This window comes from Mesorhizobium sp. M0045 (genome assembly GCF_040323385.1).
Classification (GTDB): Bacteria; Pseudomonadota; Alphaproteobacteria; order Rhizobiales; family Rhizobiaceae; genus Mesorhizobium.
The window spans coordinates 409,292-425,111 of record NZ_JAMYUY010000002.1 but is presented as its reverse complement, the minus strand read 5'-3'; the positions used below and the strand labels follow the sequence as shown (position 1 = coordinate 425,111).

Annotated in this window: 14 protein-coding genes; 9 read left to right on the top strand and 5 right to left on the bottom strand. The window is 63.6% G+C overall.

Annotated features, from left to right (window positions below):
• Positions 1 to 128 precede the first annotated feature (128 nt).
• Positions 129 to 1,028 carry a LysR family transcriptional regulator gene (locus NKJ72_RS04730; protein WP_254816176.1) on the bottom strand — a complete coding sequence of 300 codons (900 nt, stop codon included), beginning with the start codon at positions 1,026 to 1,028 and terminating at the stop codon, positions 129 to 131.
• 193 nt (positions 1,029 to 1,221) lie between these two features.
• Here NKJ72_RS04730 and NKJ72_RS04725 point away from each other — a divergent pair, with 193 nt between their 5' ends.
• Positions 1,222 to 1,863, top strand: a complete 642-nt coding sequence (locus tag NKJ72_RS04725; protein ID WP_254816177.1) for a DUF47 domain-containing protein — start codon at positions 1,222 to 1,224, stop codon at positions 1,861 to 1,863.
• Positions 1,863 to 2,867 (top strand): inorganic phosphate transporter, encoded by a 1,005-nt coding sequence (locus NKJ72_RS04720; RefSeq protein ID WP_352476040.1) that lies wholly within the window; start codon positions 1,863 to 1,865, stop codon positions 2,865 to 2,867. The genes NKJ72_RS04725 and NKJ72_RS04720 overlap by 1 nt, the downstream gene beginning before the upstream one ends.
• Positions 2,868 to 2,905: 38 nt before the next feature.
• Here the strand turns inward: NKJ72_RS04720 and NKJ72_RS04715 are convergent, their stop codons facing one another.
• Positions 2,906 to 3,283 carry a VOC family protein gene (locus tag NKJ72_RS04715; RefSeq protein ID WP_352476079.1) on the bottom strand — a complete coding sequence of 126 codons (378 nt, stop codon included), beginning with the start codon at positions 3,281 to 3,283 and terminating at the stop codon, positions 2,906 to 2,908.
• A gap of 195 nt (positions 3,284 to 3,478) precedes the next feature.
• On the opposite strand from NKJ72_RS04715, the gene NKJ72_RS04710 reads away from it, so the two are divergent.
• The 4 genes from NKJ72_RS04710 to chrA all read left to right on the top strand — a co-directional run bounded on the left by NKJ72_RS04710 (position 3,479) and on the right by chrA (position 9,194).
• Positions 3,479 to 4,663 (top strand): Mrp/NBP35 family ATP-binding protein, encoded by a 1,185-nt coding sequence (locus tag NKJ72_RS04710; RefSeq protein WP_352476039.1) that lies wholly within the window; start codon positions 3,479 to 3,481, stop codon positions 4,661 to 4,663.
• 235 nt (positions 4,664 to 4,898) lie between these two features.
• Positions 4,899 to 6,704: an IlvD/Edd family dehydratase gene (locus tag NKJ72_RS04705; RefSeq protein ID WP_352476038.1), complete on the top strand. Its 1,806-nt coding sequence runs from the start codon at positions 4,899 to 4,901 to the stop codon at positions 6,702 to 6,704.
• A gap of 271 nt (positions 6,705 to 6,975) precedes the next feature.
• Positions 6,976 to 7,809 (top strand): chromate resistance protein ChrB domain-containing protein, encoded by an 834-nt coding sequence (locus NKJ72_RS04700; RefSeq protein WP_352476037.1) that lies wholly within the window; start codon positions 6,976 to 6,978, stop codon positions 7,807 to 7,809.
• Complete coding sequence (chrA, locus tag NKJ72_RS04695) at positions 7,806 to 9,194, top strand: chromate efflux transporter (protein WP_352476036.1); 1,389 nt, start codon at positions 7,806 to 7,808, stop codon at positions 9,192 to 9,194. The genes NKJ72_RS04700 and chrA overlap by 4 nt, the downstream gene beginning before the upstream one ends.
• A gap of 3 nt (positions 9,195 to 9,197) precedes the next feature.
• Here the strand turns inward: chrA and NKJ72_RS04690 are convergent, their stop codons facing one another.
• Entirely contained in the window at positions 9,198 to 10,787 is a 1,590-nt protein-coding gene (locus NKJ72_RS04690; RefSeq protein ID WP_352476035.1) for a trimethylamine methyltransferase family protein, read from the bottom strand.
• 194 nt (positions 10,788 to 10,981) lie between these two features.
• Entirely contained in the window at positions 10,982 to 12,475 is a 1,494-nt protein-coding gene (pdxR, locus tag NKJ72_RS04685; protein WP_352476034.1) for a MocR-like pyridoxine biosynthesis transcription factor PdxR, read from the bottom strand.
• A 5-nt stretch (positions 12,476 to 12,480) separates the two neighbouring features.
• Between pdxR and NKJ72_RS04680 the strand changes: the two genes are divergently transcribed.
• The 3 genes from NKJ72_RS04680 to NKJ72_RS04670 all read left to right on the top strand — a co-directional run bounded on the left by NKJ72_RS04680 (position 12,481) and on the right by NKJ72_RS04670 (position 15,101).
• A complete protein-coding gene (locus NKJ72_RS04680) occupies positions 12,481 to 12,636 on the top strand; it encodes a hypothetical protein (protein ID WP_254816186.1) in 156 nt (51 codons plus the stop codon).
• Between the two features lie 93 nt (positions 12,637 to 12,729).
• Positions 12,730 to 14,373 carry a glucose-6-phosphate isomerase gene (gene pgi, locus NKJ72_RS04675; RefSeq protein WP_352476033.1) on the top strand — a complete coding sequence of 548 codons (1,644 nt, stop codon included), beginning with the start codon at positions 12,730 to 12,732 and terminating at the stop codon, positions 14,371 to 14,373.
• A 5-nt stretch (positions 14,374 to 14,378) separates the two neighbouring features.
• The gene (locus NKJ72_RS04670) at positions 14,379 to 15,101 is read left to right on the top strand and encodes an HAD family hydrolase (protein ID WP_254816188.1); all 723 of its coding nucleotides are present in this window, start codon (positions 14,379 to 14,381) and stop codon (positions 15,099 to 15,101) included.
• A gap of 8 nt (positions 15,102 to 15,109) precedes the next feature.
• On the opposite strand, the gene NKJ72_RS04665 is transcribed toward NKJ72_RS04670, so the two are convergent.
• Positions 15,110 to 15,820, bottom strand: a complete 711-nt coding sequence (locus NKJ72_RS04665) for a class I SAM-dependent methyltransferase (protein WP_352476032.1) — start codon at positions 15,818 to 15,820, stop codon at positions 15,110 to 15,112.

Sequence of the window (15,820 nt, the reverse complement as noted above, 5' to 3'; positions counted from 1 at the left end):
GCCCTCCCTGGTCGTGGCGGTCTTCCGCTAAGTGCTTAGGAAATCAGAGGAAACCCGCTAAATCAATAAAGCCGATCCGTTGCTCGATAGAAATTTTCTATCGTTCGCGATCGCCAGCATTGTCTAGCCTAGCGACGGGTGCGGAAATCGTCCGCCAGCGCCATTGCCTCGTCCAACAGCGCCGAGACCAGCGGTGTGTGCGGTTCGCGCGGCGCCGCCACCAGCCCGACGGTGTGGCTGGCATCCGGCTCGACGATCGGGATAGCCCGGATCGGCTCGGAAAAGCCGAATGTTTCCGCAAGGTTAAGCGGCATGATGGACGACCATTTGCCGGTGCGGATATGCGAGAACAGCACGATCATCGAGTTGGATTCCAATGTCGGCCGCACCTGCACGCCGGCTTCGGCCAGATGCTGGTCGATGATGCGGCGGTTCTGCATGTCCGGCGTCAGCAGGCAGAGCGGCAGCTGACTGAGCTCGGCCCATGTCACTTTGTCGCGGTCGAAATACGGGTTCCCGACGGCGGTGATCAGCTGATAGCGCTCGTCGTAGAGCGGCACGCTGGTGACGCGTCCGAGCGGCTCGTTGTCGAGATAGGTGATGCCGGCGTCGATATCGAAATTGCCGAGCAGCGACAGCACCTCGATCGAGGTCCGCGACAGCACCGAGAAGGTGACGCCGGGGTGTTTTGCCCGAAACGGCGTCGTCAATCGCGCCACCATGGCCAGCGCCGTCGGGATCGCCGCGATGCGGATACGCCCTGACAGGCCGTGACGCGCCGCCCGCATCTCCTCGCGCATGGTCCTGCTATCGCCGACGATGCGGCGCGCCCACACCAGCACCTGTTTGCCTTCCGGCGTCAGTCCCTGGAAACGCGAGCCGCGCAGCACCAGCATCACGCCGAGCTGGCCCTCCAGCTGCTTAATGCCGGCCGAAAGTGTCGGCTGGGTGACGCCGCATACTTCGGCCGCCCGGCCGAAATGCTCTTCCTTGGCAAGTGCTATGAAGAATTCCAGCTTGTCGATCATGCCGTCGGGAGCCTGTCACGGACGATATGTCCTATCGTAGCGCGCAAGGTCGTGGAAATCGCCTTCGGCCGCAAGCCGCCTGTGTAAATCGTCCGCATCCACATCTTTCAGCCGGCTTACTGTTTCCCGCAATGGAATGCGGCGCTATGTGGATCAGACGGGGTCGTGGACTGGACAGGACGGGAGACCGAACATGCTGGGCTGGTTCCGCAAGCTTTTGCCGCGCGAAGATCGCTTCTTCGACCTGTTCGAGCGGCATTCCCGCACCGTGGTCGGTGGCGCCGAGGCACTGCAGCAGCTTCTGCAGGGCAACGACATCGACCGCTGGTGTCAGACGATCATCGATCTCGAGGACGAAGCCGATCAGATCACCGCGGAGGTGCTGCTTGCGGTGCGGCGCTCCTTCATCACGCCCTTCGATCGCGGCGACATCAAGGACCTGATCCAGTCGATGGATGATGCCATCGACATGATGCACAAGACCGTCAAGACGGTAAGGCTGTTCGAGAAGAAGGAATTCGACCCGCTGATGCAGGAAATGGGAGGCGTCATCGTCGAGGCCGCCAAGTTGGTGGCCGAGGCGATCCCGCTGCTCGGCAAGGTCGGGGCGCACACGGTGCGCCTCAATGCCATCGCCGAGGAAGTCATGCGCGCCGAAGGCCGGGCCGACGACCTGCACGAGCAAGGCTTGAAGGACCTGTTCAAGCGGCATGGCCGCAGCGACCCGATGGCCTATCTGATCGGCAGCGAGATCTACGGCCAGCTGGAGAAGGTGGTCGACCGCTTCGAGGACGTTGCCAACGAAATCAGCGGCATCGTCATCGAGAACGTATAGTGGAAGCCGCGATAACCTTTCCCGTGCTGGTCGGCCTTGTCGTCGTCGCGCTGTTCTTCGATTTCCTCAACGGCCTGCACGATGCCGCCAACTCCATCGCCACCATCGTCTCCACCAGGGTGCTGCGGCCGCATTATGCGGTGTTCTGGGCGGCCTTCTTCAATTTCATCGCCTTCATGTTCTTCGGTCTCCACGTGGCGGAGACGCTGGGAACCGGCATCATCGACGCCAGCATCGTCACGCCGGCAGTGATCTTCGCAGCACTTGTCGGCGCCATCGTCTGGAACATCGTCACCTGGCTCGTCGGCATCCCGTCCAGCAGTTCGCACGCGCTGATCGGCGGTCTGGTCGGCGCCGGCGTCGCCAAGGCAGGCACCGGCGCCATTGTCTGGGCCGGGTTGGGCAAGACCACGGCGGCAATCGTGCTATCGCCGGCGGCAGGCTTTCTGCTGGCGCTCGTCCTGATCCTCGCGGTCTCTTGGCTGTTCCTGCGGCAGACACCGTTTGCCGTCGACAGCACCTTCCGCGTCATGCAGTTCTTTTCCGCCTCGCTCTATTCGCTTGGACATGGCGGCAACGACGCGCAGAAGACCATGGGCATCATCGCCGTGCTGCTCTATTCGCAAGGCATGCTCGGCGCGAATTTTTACGTGCCGCTGTGGGTCGTCATCACCTGTCAGTCGGCGCTGGCGCTGGGCACATTGTTCGGCGGCTGGCGCATCGTCCACACCATGGGCTCCAAGATCACCCGGCTGAACCCGATGCAGGGTTTCTGCGCCGAGACCGGCGGTGCGATTACCCTGTTCGCCGCCACCTGGCTGGGTATTCCTGTATCGACCACGCACACGATCACCGGCGCCATCATCGGCGTCGGCGCCGCCCGCCGCGTCTCCGCCGTTCGCTGGGGCATTGCCGGCAACATCGTGGTGGCATGGATCGTCACCTTGCCGGCAACCGCGGCCATCGCGGCTCTCACCTACCTCGCGGTCGGCCTGGCATGGTGACAGCACCGTAGCACTGCGCGGCAGGCGATGCGCCGTATCTACCTATCCACAAGGTTCAGGATGTTGCCGTCCGGATCCTTGAACCATGCGACCTTCATGCCCTGGCCGACATGGACATCGCCCTCAAGCGTCAGGCCTGGCATGTCGTAATGCTCGAAGGTCACGCCCTTCGATTTCAATGCCTTGACGATTTTGCCGAGTTCATCGCCGACCGTCCAGGTCACAGCGGTCGCCTTGTTGGTCCCGGCGAAGTTCGAACGGTACACGTTGATGGCGGTATCGCCGCTTTCATAGACGATCAGTTCACCACCCTCATTGTGCACTTCTTTCAGGCCGAGCGTTCCTTCGTAAAAAGCCCTGGCCTTGGCCAGGTCCTTCACAGCGAGATTGGCCGTTGCGTTGCTGTTTGCGAGCATGATTCGTCTCCTTCCCTGGCGTTCATTCCATGTCCACTGAAATAGGTTGCGTTGACGATTTGGCGACGGCCACTCCCGCTGGAAATGCTGCCGTATGGTCGCTTCCTCCCCGATACGCCGCTGCAACTGTTGGTCCATCGCTTGGTTCTGTTCCGGAACTGCATTATCTGGAGCGGAAAAGTAGAGGAAAAACTCATGCCCGCCGCCCATGAAAACGTGACCAAGGAAATGGTTATCGAGCGCCTGAAGACGGTCAATGGGCCGGATTTCACCGGCAATATCGTCGATCTCGGCATGGTTTCCGAGATTTTCATTGCCGACGCCAAGGTGTTCTTCTCGATCACCGTTCCCGCTGCCCGTGCCCAGGAGATGGAGCCGCTGCGTGCGGCGGCCGAACGTGTTGTCAAGGCGATCCCCGGTGTCGCCGGCGCCGTGGTCGCGCTGACGGCGGAAAAGAAGGGCGGCGGCATGGAGGCGCCGGTTCCGCAAAGACCGGCTCAGAGGCCCGCTCCACCGGCCGCACCTGCCCGTCCCGCCCCACAGGCGCCCGCCTCGCACAGCCAGGGCAAGCGCGGCGTACCCGGCATCGAGGCCATCATCGCCGTCGCTTCCGGCAAGGGCGGGGTTGGCAAGTCGACCACCGCCGTCAATATCGCCCTTGGGCTTGCCGCCAACGGGCTGCGGGTCGGCGTGCTCGATGCCGATATTTATGGCCCTTCCATGCCGCGTCTGCTCAACATTCGTGGCAGGCCGCAGACCGTCGACGGCAAGATCCTGAAACCGATGCAGAATTATGGCCTCAAGGTCATGTCGATGGGCTTCCTCGTCGATGAGGAGACGCCGATGATCTGGCGCGGGCCGATGGTGATGTCGGCATTGACGCAGATGCTGCGCGAGGTCGAATGGGGACCGCTCGATGTGCTCGTCGTCGACATGCCGCCCGGCACCGGCGACGCCCAGCTGACCATGGCCCAACAGGTGCCGCTGGCCGGCGCCGTCATCGTCTCGACGCCACAGGACCTGGCCCTGATCGATGCGCGCAAAGGCCTCAACATGTTCAGAAAGGTCGACGTGCCGCTATTGGGTATCGTCGAAAATATGAGCTATTTTCTCGCCCCCGATACGGGAAAACGCTACGACATCTTCGGCCATGGCGGCGCGCGCCGCGAGGCCGAGCGTCTCGGGGTCACCTTCCTTGGCGAAGTGCCGCTCGAGATGGGCATCCGCGAAAGCTCGGATGCTGGCACGCCGGTGGTGGTCTCGAAACCCGATGGCGCCGAGGCGAAAATCTACCGCGACATCGCCGCCAAGGTTTGGGACCGCGTCAATGAAGAGCGCGGCGCGGCCGAGGCTGCAGTGCCGAGCATCGTGTTCGAGTGATGCGGATGTCCTCCCCCAAGTGGGACCTTGAGGGGAGGGCGGCCGGAACGGCCGGGTAGGTCCGCGGCGACACGTTCCAGCTTTTCCGGGATAGCGGGCTGACAAACCACGATCCCGACTAGCGCGGAGGCAGATGTGTGTCTATCGCACCAAAGTGCGGATTCGGATGGCGCGTGCCCCTTGCCTGCTCCCGCGCGTTGTCATATCGATTTGTCATACAAATACGGAGACCACGATGGCAGGCGCCCCCACCAGCAAGAAAAAATTTCGCTCGCAGGAGTGGTTCGACAATCCCGACAATCCGGGCATGACGGCACTCTATCTGGAACGTTACCTGAATTACGGGCTGACGCGGGCCGAACTGATGTCCGGCAAGCCGCTGATCGGCATCGCGCAGACCGGCTCGGACCTGTCGCCCTGCAACCGCCACCACATCGAACTGGCCAAGCGCGTGCGCGAAGGCATTGTCTCAATGGGTGGCATCCCTTTCGAGTTCCCTTGCCACCCGATCCAGGAGACCGGCAAACGGCCGACTGCTGCACTTGATCGCAACCTTGCCTATCTCAGCCTGGTGGAGGTGCTCTACGGCTATCCGCTCGACGGTGTGGTGCTCACCATCGGCTGCGACAAGACGACGCCGGCCATGCTGATGGCCGCGGCCACCGTCAACATCCCGGCTATCGCGCTTTCGGTCGGGCCGATGCTCAACGGCTGGCACAAGGGCAAGCGCACCGGCTCCGGCACTATCGTCTGGGAATCGCGCCAGCGCCTGTCGGCTGGCGAGATTGGCTATGACGAGTTCATGGATATCGTTGCCTCCTCGGCGCCGTCGACCGGCTATTGCAACACGATGGGCACCGCCACCACGATGAATTCGCTGGCCGAGGCGCTCGGCATGCAATTGCCAGGCTCGGCCGCTATCCCCGCCCCCTATCGCGAACGCGGCCAGATCGCCTACGAGACCGGAAAGCGCATCGTCGACATGGTGCATGAGGATCTGAAGCCCTCCGACATCATGACCCGTAAGGCCTTCGAGAACGCCATCGTCGTCAACTCGGCGATCGGCGGCTCGACCAATGCGCCGATCCACCTCAACGCCATCGCCCGCCATCTCGGCGTGCCGCTCGACAATGACGATTGGCAGAAGGTCGGCCTCAACATACCGCTCATCGTCAATCTGCAGCCGACGGGCGAATATCTCGGCGAGGACTATCACCATGCCGGCGGCGTGCCGGCCGTGATCGCCGAACTGATGAAGGGCGGCCTGCTGCCCTATCCGGAAGCCACGACCGCTAACGGCAATACCATCGGCGACAATTGCCGCGGCGCCGTTAACGAGAACCTCGACGTCATCCGCCCGGTTGCCGAGCCGCTGAAAGCCAATGCCGGCTTCATCAATCTCAAGGGCAATCTGTTCGATTCGGCGATCATGAAGACCAGCGGCATCTCGCCCGAGTTCCGCGAGCGCTATCTGTCGAACCCGAAGGACCCCGAAGCCTTCGAGGGCAACGCCATGGTCTTCGACGGCCCCGAGGACTATCACGCCCGCATCGACGACCCGGCACAGGGCATCGACGAGCACACCATCCTGTTCATGCGCGGCGCCGGTCCGATCGGCTATCCCGGCGGCGCCGAAGTCGTCAACATGCAGCCGCCTGCCTATCTGATCAAAAAGGGCATCCACGCGCTGGCCTGTATCGGCGACGGTCGTCAGTCGGGCACGTCGGGCTCGCCGTCGATCCTCAACGCCTCGCCGGAAGCCGCCATCGGCGGCGGCCTGGCGCTGCTGAAGACCGGCGACCGCGTCCGCATCGACCTGCGCAAGGGCACCGCCGACATCCTCGTCAGCGACGACGAGATCGCGCGGCGCCGCGCCGAGCTGCAGAACAATGGCGGCTATCACTATCCGAAGCACCAGACGCCCTGGCAGGAAATCCAGCGCGGCATGGTCGACCAGTTTTCCGAAGGCATGGTGCTGAAGCCGGCGGTGAAATACCAGGATGTGGCTCATACAAGCGGCGTGCCGAGGGACAATCACTGACCAGGGTCCATCGCACGGGCCAGCCGTCAGGTCGCCGGTGTTGCGGTCTCCTCATTTCTCCCCGTTAACAGCCCGCTAACGGGGAGAAATGCCCGGCACAGAGTTGGACGCGATCGTTTGTCAAAAACGATTGTCCTGCGACAGCAGGGACAAATGCTTGACAAGCGAGCGTGACAAATCCACGATCATCGCAAGGGGTGCATCGCGACGACCCCGTGAGGCGTCAGCCCAACGTTCGCGTCCAAGCTTCTCTTTCAAGGAGGTGGACGCCATGCCGTCAACAACCGCTATCACTGTATCGCAACTGTCCCGTCTGATTGGGCTGCCGGGTGCACCCGCAATCATCGACGTCCGCATCGATGATGACTACAACGCCGATCCGCGCCTGCTGCCGGGGTCGGATCGGCGTGATTTCAGGACTGTCTCGAACTGGGCTGCCGACTTCGCCGGCAGGCAAGTGACAGTCGTCTGCCAGCAGGGGAAAAAGCTCTCGCAAGGCGTGGCCGCATGGCTGCGGCACGAGGGCATAGCCGCCGAATCGCTCGACGGCGGGTTTGAAGCATGGCGCGATGCCAAGGGCCTTCTCGTTCACGCCGACAAGATACCGCCCGCCGACGCCAAGGGCCGCACCGTTTGGGTGACGCGTACGCGCCCGAAGGTCGACCGCATCGCCTGCCCCTGGCTGATCCGGCGCTTCATCGATCCTCACGCGGTCTTTCTCTTCGTCGAGCCGACCGAAGTGGCAGCCGTCGCCGATCGCTTTCAGGCCGTGCCTTTCGACATCGAGAACGTGTTCTGGAGCCACCGCGGCGAACGCTGCACCTTCGACACCATGATCGAGGAGTTCGGGCTTAAATCGGAAGCGCTCGATCGCCTGGCCACGATCATACGCGCTGCCGATACTGCGAGCCTCGATCTTGTTCCACAGGCGGCCGGCTTCCTGGCCGCCTCGCTTGGCCTGTCACGGATGTTTCGCAACGATCTGGAGCAGCTCGAGGCCGGCATGCTGCTCTATGATATGTTCTTCCGCTGGTGCCGCGATGCCACCGAGGAGACGCATAACTGGCCGGCCGCCGGCGCAGTCAGCGCGGGCAAACCATCGTGAGCGCCGTCCTTTCGAAAAAGTCGGCGGAGATCCAGGATCCCGCTGTGCCGAGCTTCCGGCAGGCCGTGAAGGTCTGGGCGAAAATCGGGGTGCTCAGCTTCGGCGGCCCGGCCGGGCAGATCGCGCTCATGCACAAGGAACTGGTCGAGGACCGGCGCTGGATCGGCGAACAGCGCTTCCTGCATGCGTTGAACTACTGCATGCTGCTGCCTGGCCCTGAGGCCCAGCAGCTCGCCATCTATATCGGCTGGTTGCTGCACAAAACGGTCGGCGGCCTTGTTGCCGGCATTCTCTTCGTCGTGCCGGGCGCGCTTGTAATGCTCGTCCTGAGCAGCCTCTATGCGCTCTATGGCGATGTACCACTCGTCGCGGCGCTGTTTTTCGGGGTCAAGGCAACCGTGCTCGCCATTGTCATCGAGGCGGTGATCCGGATCGGCAGACGCGCGCTGAAAAACCCGGTCATGGTGTCGATCGCACTCGCCGCCTTCATCGCCATCTACGCGTTGAACGTGCCGTTTCCGCTGATCGTGCTGCTTGCCGGCCTGGCAGGCTGGATCGGCAACCGTAGTGCGCCGGCATTTTTTTCCGGCGCACCACAGGGCAAGGGCGATGTTCCCGACGTCAAAGGCGCGGTCGATCTGATGTTCGAGCGCGGCGAACTGACTCACGTCAGACCGACGCGATGGCATGCGCCGCGCATTTTGGCGATCTGGCTGCCGATCTGGCTCGGGCCTGTTCTGCTGGTCTGGACTTTTACCGGCTCTGCCAGCGTATGGACGCAAATCGGTGGCTTTTTCAGTGTCATGGCGGTCGTCACCTTCGGCGGCGCCTACGCCGTGCTTGCCTATGTCGCGCAGGCAGCGGTCGAGTCCTTCGGCTGGCTGGCACCCGGTGAAATGGTCGACGGCCTTGGGCTTGCCGAAACCACGCCCGGCCCGTTGATCCTGGTCTTGCAGTTCGTCGGCTTCGTCGCCGCCTTCCGCCACTCCGGCGCGCTCGCGCCGCTTCTTGCCGGATTGTTTGGAGCGCTGCTTACGCTGTGGGCGATGTTTACCCCATGTTTCCTGTGGATATTCCTTGGCGCGCCTTACATCGAAGCGCTGCGCGGCAACAAGGCACTGTCGGCGGCGCTCGGTGCGATCACCGCCGCCGTCGTCGGCGTCATCATGAACCTCGCTCTATGGTTCGGCTTGCACGTCATCTTCGGCGAAGTTCGCAATGTCGGGCTTGGAATGGACGTGCCGGTGCTTTCATCGATAGACTGGCGCGCGGCGCTGCTTTCCTGTGCCTCGATGATCGCCATCCTGAAGCTGAAGATCGGCATGCTGCCGACGCTTGCCGGATCGGCGCTGGCCGGTGTGTTGTTGCTCGCGGCGAGCGGGTAACGCTCAGCCGCCCATTCTGTCGCGCGGCAGCTTGATCATATCGCCGAAGCGGGCGCGCAATTTGTCGTCGACCGGTTTTGGCACATGGCGCGGGAAGCGTTCGGCAAGCACGCGTTTCTTCTCGATGATCGCCCGTTGCAGGATATCGGGCCTGCCTTTCTCATTCCATTCCTTCGGCGAAAAGCGGTCGCCGACGGCCGGATAGAAATATTCGGTCTGCATCAGCCGCAGCGTCTGCTCGTTGCCCAGATAATGGCCCGGCCCTTTCAGGCAGACATCGGCAATGGTGTCGATCGACAGCGACTCGTCCGTCACTTCGATGCCGCGCACGCAGCGCAGGCAGTGGCCGAGCATGTCATTGTCGATGATCAGGCTCTCCAGGCAGAAGCCGAGCAGCGAGGCATGCATGCCGGCCGACTCATAGACCAGGTTGAGGCCGGCGAGACCGGCCATCACGTCGGTTATGCCCTTTTCGTAGCCGGACTGAATGTCAGGCAGTTTCGAATCTGTCATGCCGGCGGCCGAACCGCCCGGCAGGTCGTAGAATTGCGCCATCTGCGCGCAGGCCGCGGTCAGCACCGCCTGCTCGGCCGAACCGCCCGACATGGCGCCGGTCCTGAGATCCGAGACAAACGGCCAGGTGCCGAAGATCGCTGGATGGCCTGGCTTGATGGCGTTGACGTAGATGAGGCCAACGAGCACTTCGGCGACCGCCTGCACCACGGCGCCGGCAATCGCCGCCGGTGCCGTCGCACCCGCCTGTCCTGCCGACAGCAGCAGGATCGGAATTCCGCCCTCGACACAGGCTTCGAGAACACCGCAGGCGTCCTCGGCAAATTTCATCGGCGGCACGACGAAGCAGTTCGAATTGGAGACGAAAGGCCGGGCGCGAAAATTCGCTTCGCCGCCCGCGATCGCATAGAGCATGTCGAGCGCCGGCTTGACGTTCTCGCGCACGGTAAACGAGGTCCCGACATGCTTCGACGTGCCCATGACGCAGGCGTAGAGCGTGTTGAAATCCATATCGAGCGGATCGGGAATGTCGCGCGGCACCATCGGCCGCTGGAAGAAATGGATGTTGTCGAGCCCTTCGACCAGGCGCGCGGCATCGTAAATGTCCTGCAGCAGCGACTCGCGATACTCACGCTTTTCGACATCGACAAGATGCACCGCAGCACCAGCCGTGCCGTAATGCACACGCTTGCCCTGGATCACCATGTCGTGCTTCGGATCCTGGCCGTGCAGGGTGAAATGCCGCGCCGCTTTCTTGATGGTGTCGAGCACAAGGCCGCGAGGAAAGCGCAGGCGGCCGTCCTCACCGAGGGTCGCGCCCGCCTTGGTCAGTGCCTCGATGCAGGAGGGGATGGCATTAGCGAAGCCGACCGTCTCCAGAAGGGTAAGCACGGCCTCATGGATACGTTCGCAATCATTGCCGCTGAGCGGGCTGTAGCTCCCACCTTCGAGGCCGGCGCGCACCGGCTTGACGTCGTCGGCAAGCGGTGCCGCCCGCATGGCGCGGCGCGCCTCGCGCCCGCCGGACCGCCGCGAACGCTGGTCTGCGGACACGTCCTGCTTCTCATGGGCCATTGGCATGAAGGCACTCCAACTTTAGCTGCGGAGCGGGCGCGGCGGTTGGTCCACCATCGGCCTGCTTCGTCCCCTCTATACAGCGACTATGCCGCCGGCATTGGCACAGCCTATGTGCCAGCCGGTCCCGTCGCATATGCCAAGGAGCTAAAGGACCGGAGCCGCACTACATGCGCCAGGCTCCGGTCGGGGAAGGGAGATCAGGCCGCTGCCGGCCTGCGTCCAGCTGCCGTCGCCAGTTCGCGGATGCCGGGTTCGATGTGCTGCAGCGCGATCGATGAAATGCCCAAGCGCATGAAGCGCGAAGGCTTTTCGGTGCGATCGAAGAAGCGGTCGCCGGGCTCGATGATGACGCTGCGCGAGGCTGCGGCCTCCGCCAGTCCGCGCGAATCGGTGCCGCGCGGCCCCTCGAGCCAGAGCGACGTACCGCCGGCCGAATCGGTCGAGCGCCACTCAGGCAGGAAGGCAGAAATCGCATGGACCAGACGCTTGCGCCTCTCGTCGAAGGCGCTCGACAGCCGCCGCACCAGCGCCTCGTGATGGCCGAGCGACAGGAAGAGCGCCACGGCGCGCTGGTTGTTGGCCGGCGGATGGCGCAGCATGAAGCGGCGCAGCGCCCGAAGCTCGGAGATCAGCCCGGCCGAGGCGACGATGTAGCCGAGCCTGAGGCCGGGAGCCAGCGTCTTCGACATCGAGCCGACATAGACGACGCGGCCGGACCGATCGAGGCTCTTCAGCGCCTGCTGCGGCGCCTCGTCCAGGAGCTGGCTGTCATAGCCGTCCTCGATGATGATCTGGTTGTGCCGGTTGGCGCGCGCCAGAAGATCCTGCCGCCGCTCCGCCGACAGCGGCACCATGGTCGGGCAATGGTGGCTGGGCGTGACGAAGACGAAGCCGGAATCACTGGGAATGGCAGAGGTTACGATGCCGGAGGGGTCGACTGGAACCGGCTGGATATCGGCGCCGGCCAGCCGGAAGATCGAGCGTGCATCGGGATAGCCGGGGTCTTCCATCGCCACCTCGGAGCCCTTGGTCATCAAAAGCGTGGCCAGCATGTAAAGCGCGTTCTGCGCGCCCAGCGTCACGATGATCTCGTCCGGATTGGCGAAGATGCCGCGCCGCGGCAGCAGCCGGGCCTGGATCTGCTCGATCAGGAGCGGATCGTCGCGGTCGACCATGTCGGATGCCCAGTTGCGGATTTCGAGCACCGCCAGCGCCATGCGGTTGCACTCGCGCCATTCGGCGGTCGGGAACAGCGCCGGGTCGAACTGGCCGTAGACGAAGGGGTAGGACGACTTGATCCAGTTGTCGTGCTTGGCCGGCGGCGGCATGTCGCTCGCCGCGATCTGCCGGCGCGCCTTCCAGTCGATCTCGTTGGCCTGGTCGGGCGCCTTCTGGTGCGGCTTGGCCGGCGTCGCCAGCACCTCGGGATTGACAAAATGGCCGCGGCGCTCGCGCGCCACCAGGAAGCCCTGGTCGACCAGCTGCTGGAAGGCCAGCACCACGGTGCCCCGCGCCACGCCGAGTTTTTCGGCAAGAATCCGGCAGGACGGAAGCGGCATCGAAGCCGCGATCTGCCGGTCGAGGATGGCGGCGACGATCGCCTGGCGGATCTGCGCCTGCAGGGTCTGACCGGAGTCCGCCGAAATCCGGAACAGGCCGGACCATATGGCCGTGTCGTTTCGCTGTGGCATGGGAGATGTTCCTCGATGGCCAGCTTTTTTCACTTGGCTGGACCAGTCGAATGTACCGGTGGCACAAGGTGTTGCGCCAATCAATTTTTCTGATCGCTGGGATTTATGCCAGTGATCCTTTGCGCCGGCCCGCGCTGCGCTGCGGCATCGCTGCGCATTGAAACAGATGGAATTCGACCCGATAGTTTGCCGCGACGACACGCGCCGGAAACATCCGGCCTGATAAGATGCACCTCAAGAACCGGAGCGAGGCAGTGGATCAACCGTCCTTTCAAAAGCAGCTCGGCGCATTGCGCGATCATCGTGCGGCCAAATCGGGCTCGATGCGCGAGGCTTTCGCCGCCGATCCGCAGCGCTTCGAGAAATTCTCCGCCAGCGACAGCGACGTGCTGCTCGACTGGTCGAAATGTGCGGTCGATGCGCGGACGATGGAGTTGCTGGAGAAGCTGGCCGAGGCCGCCGACCTCGAAGGCCGGCGCGACGCCATGTTTGCCGGCAAGAAGATCAATGTCACCGAAGGCCGCGCCGTGCTGCACACGGCACTACGCAACCTGACCGGCAAGGGCATCGTGCTCGACGGCCAGGACGTGAAGGCGGAAGTCCTCGCCGTGCTCGACGCGATGGGTGCCTTCGCCGACGCGGTGCGTTCCGGCAAAGCGGCCGGCGCGACCGGCAAGAAGATCACCGACATCGTCAACATCGGCATCGGCGGCTCCGATCTCGGCCCTGCCATGGCGACGCTGGCGCTGGCGCCCTATCATGACGGGCCGCGCGCGCATTACGTATCCAATATCGACGGTGCGCATATCCACGACACGCTGAAGGGACTTTCCGCCGAAACCACCCTGTTCATCATCGCGTCCAAGACCTTCACCACGGTCGAGACTATGACCAATGCCGAGACCGCGCGCGGATGGGTCGAGAAGGCGCTCGGCAAGGAAGCGGTCGGCAAGCACTTCGCCGCCGTCTCGACGGCGCTCGACCTGGTCGCCAAATTCGGCATCGCGCCCGATCGCGTCTTCGGCTTCTGGGACTGGGTCGGCGGCCGCTATTCCGTCTGGGGTGCGATCGGCCTGCCGGTGATGATCGCCGTCGGCCCGCGGAATTTTCGCGCCTTTCTCGACGGCGCCCATGAGATGGACGAGCATTTCCGCACCGCGCCGCTGGCGAGGAACCTGCCGGCGCTGATGGGGCTGATCGGCTGGTGGCACCGCGTGATCTGCAAATACCCCGCTCGCGCCGTCATCCCTTACGATCAGCGTCTGTCCAGGCTCCCGGCCTATCTGCAGCAGCTCGACATGGAATCGAACGGCAAGAGCGTGACCCTGGACGGCGGCGCTGTGACGACGCCGACCGGCCCGCTGGTCTGGGGTGAGCCCGGCACCAATGGCCAGCACGCCTTCTTCCAGCTTCTGCATCAGGGCACCGATTTCATTCCCGTCGAATTCCTCGCCGCTGCCGTCGGCCACGAGCCGGAACTGAAGCATCACCACGACCTTCTGCTTGCCAATTGCCTGGCGCAGTCGGAAGCTTTCATGAAGGGCCGCACGCTTGAGGAAGCCCGCGCACAGATGCTGGCGAAAGGCATGAAGCCGGCTGATGTCGACAGGATTGCTCCGCACCGCGTCTTCTCCGGCGACCGCCCCTCGGTGACGATCCTCTACAGAAAGCTCGACCCCCACACGTTCGGACGGCTGATTGCGCTCTACGAGCACCGCGTCTTCGTCGAAGGCACGCTGTTCAACATCAACTCCTTCGACCAATGGGGCGTCGAACTCGGCAAGGAACTGGCGACCGGGCTGCTGCCCGTCGTTGAAGGCAAGGAGAACGCCGCAAAGCGGGACGCCTCGACTGCCGGACTGGTGGAATACATCCACCGCTTGCGCGGCTTGGAGTGAAAAGCTTGGCGGACATCAAGGGAATATTGTTCGACAAGGACGGCACGCTCGTAGATTTCAACGCGACATGGCTGGGCATCGCCGACTTCATGGCGATGGATGCGGCCGAAGGCGATCGCTGGAAAGCAGACAGGCTGCTTGCGGCGGCGGGCTTCGACTTTGCCGCCAAGCGCTTCAAGCCGGATTCGATTTTTGCCTCCGGTACCAACATGGACGTCGTCGAGCTATGGTTTCCACGGCTGTCCGACGAGGACCAGATGCTTGCCGTCGCCCGCTTCAACGCCATCACTTCGGCGCAGGGATCGGCAATGGCGGTGGCGCTGCCGGGTGTGGTCGAGACGCTTGGCCTGCTTCACAGAAAATCGTACCGGCTTGGCGTCGCCACCAACGACTCGACCAGCGGCGCGGAAAAGACCTTGGTCACTCTGGGCGTCGCGCAGCTTTTCGACGCCGCCTATGGTTACGATGCGGTGGCTAATCCAAAACCGGCGCCGGATACGATCCTTGCCTTCTCGGATCTGACAGGGCTCAGGCCGGCGACGATCGCAATGGTCGGCGACAATCGCCACGATCTGGAGATGGCGCGGGCCGGCGGCTGTGGCCTGGCGATCGGCGTGCTGTCCGGCACCGGCACACGGGAATCGCTGTCGCAGATCGCCGACGTCATCCTCGATTCAGTTGCCGATCTGCCCGATTTTCTTGCGGCCCGAGTCAGCGAGACGGTCTAGACTCGCAGCTAAGCTGGTCCGAACGAGAACACGCCGCTCGGTTTCATCGCCGCATTCCTGCCCTCGCCGACATCCGGCACCTCGTATTCGGCAAGCAGGCGAAGCCGCGAGCGGGGCAGATAGGTGCGGCCTGGATCGCCGACCAGCACCTCGATGCCGGCAGCGAGGCAGCGGTCGAGGAAGGGAACGACCCGGCCGGCAAGATCATGGGCGTAAAACAGGTCGCCGACCACCACGACATCCACCGGTGGCGGCGGACCGCTGGTTATGTCCCCGCCGATCGTCGCAATCGCAACGCCGTTCGCCATCGCATTGAGGCCGATCGCGGCAACGCCGTTGCGGTCGATCTCGGCCGCGATCACCGCGCTTGCGCCGGCTTTTGCCGCTGCGATGCCGACGAGGCCCGAGCCGGCGCCGAGGTCGAGCACGCGACGGCCGGTCACGGTCTCCGGCCGGTCGAAAATATAGCGGGCGAGCACCGCGCCGCCGGCCCAGATATAGGCCCAATACGGTGGCTCCGGTTCAGGTCCGTCCTCTTCGGTCGCGTGTTGGTTCCACTCGACAAGTCGCCTGAGCCCGCTTCCCGGATGGGCGGTGTAAAGCCGAATTTCGGGAATCGCAGGTACTGCCGCGATCCGCATGTTCGCCCGGATGAACTCTGCCGGATCTGGGCGCGAGCCTATACCCACCGCATTGGCGCCGGCGATGCAATCGCTCAA

Excerpts from the sequence above, each read along its gene's own strand:
- NKJ72_RS04730 (WP_254816176.1), bottom strand. The coding sequence starts at position 1,028 with ATGATCGACAAGCTGGAATTCTTCATAGCACTTGCCAAGGAAGAGCAT.
- NKJ72_RS04725 (WP_254816177.1), top strand. The coding sequence starts at position 1,222 with ATGCTGGGCTGGTTCCGCAAGCTTTTGCCGCGCGAAGATCGCTTCTTC.
- NKJ72_RS04715 (WP_352476079.1), bottom strand. The coding sequence starts at position 3,283 with ATGCTCGCAAACAGCAACGCAACGGCCAATCTCGCTGTGAAGGACCTG.
- NKJ72_RS04710 (WP_352476039.1), top strand. The coding sequence starts at position 3,479 with ATGCCCGCCGCCCATGAAAACGTGACCAAGGAAATGGTTATCGAGCGC.
- NKJ72_RS04705 (WP_352476038.1), top strand. The coding sequence starts at position 4,899 with ATGGCAGGCGCCCCCACCAGCAAGAAAAAATTTCGCTCGCAGGAGTGG.
- NKJ72_RS04700 (WP_352476037.1), top strand. The coding sequence starts at position 6,976 with ATGCCGTCAACAACCGCTATCACTGTATCGCAACTGTCCCGTCTGATT.
- NKJ72_RS04690 (WP_352476035.1), bottom strand. The coding sequence starts at position 10,787 with ATGCCAATGGCCCATGAGAAGCAGGACGTGTCCGCAGACCAGCGTTCG.
- pdxR (WP_352476034.1), bottom strand. The coding sequence starts at position 12,475 with ATGCCACAGCGAAACGACACGGCCATATGGTCCGGCCTGTTCCGGATT.
- NKJ72_RS04680 (WP_254816186.1), top strand. The coding sequence starts at position 12,481 with ATGTTCCTCGATGGCCAGCTTTTTTCACTTGGCTGGACCAGTCGAATG.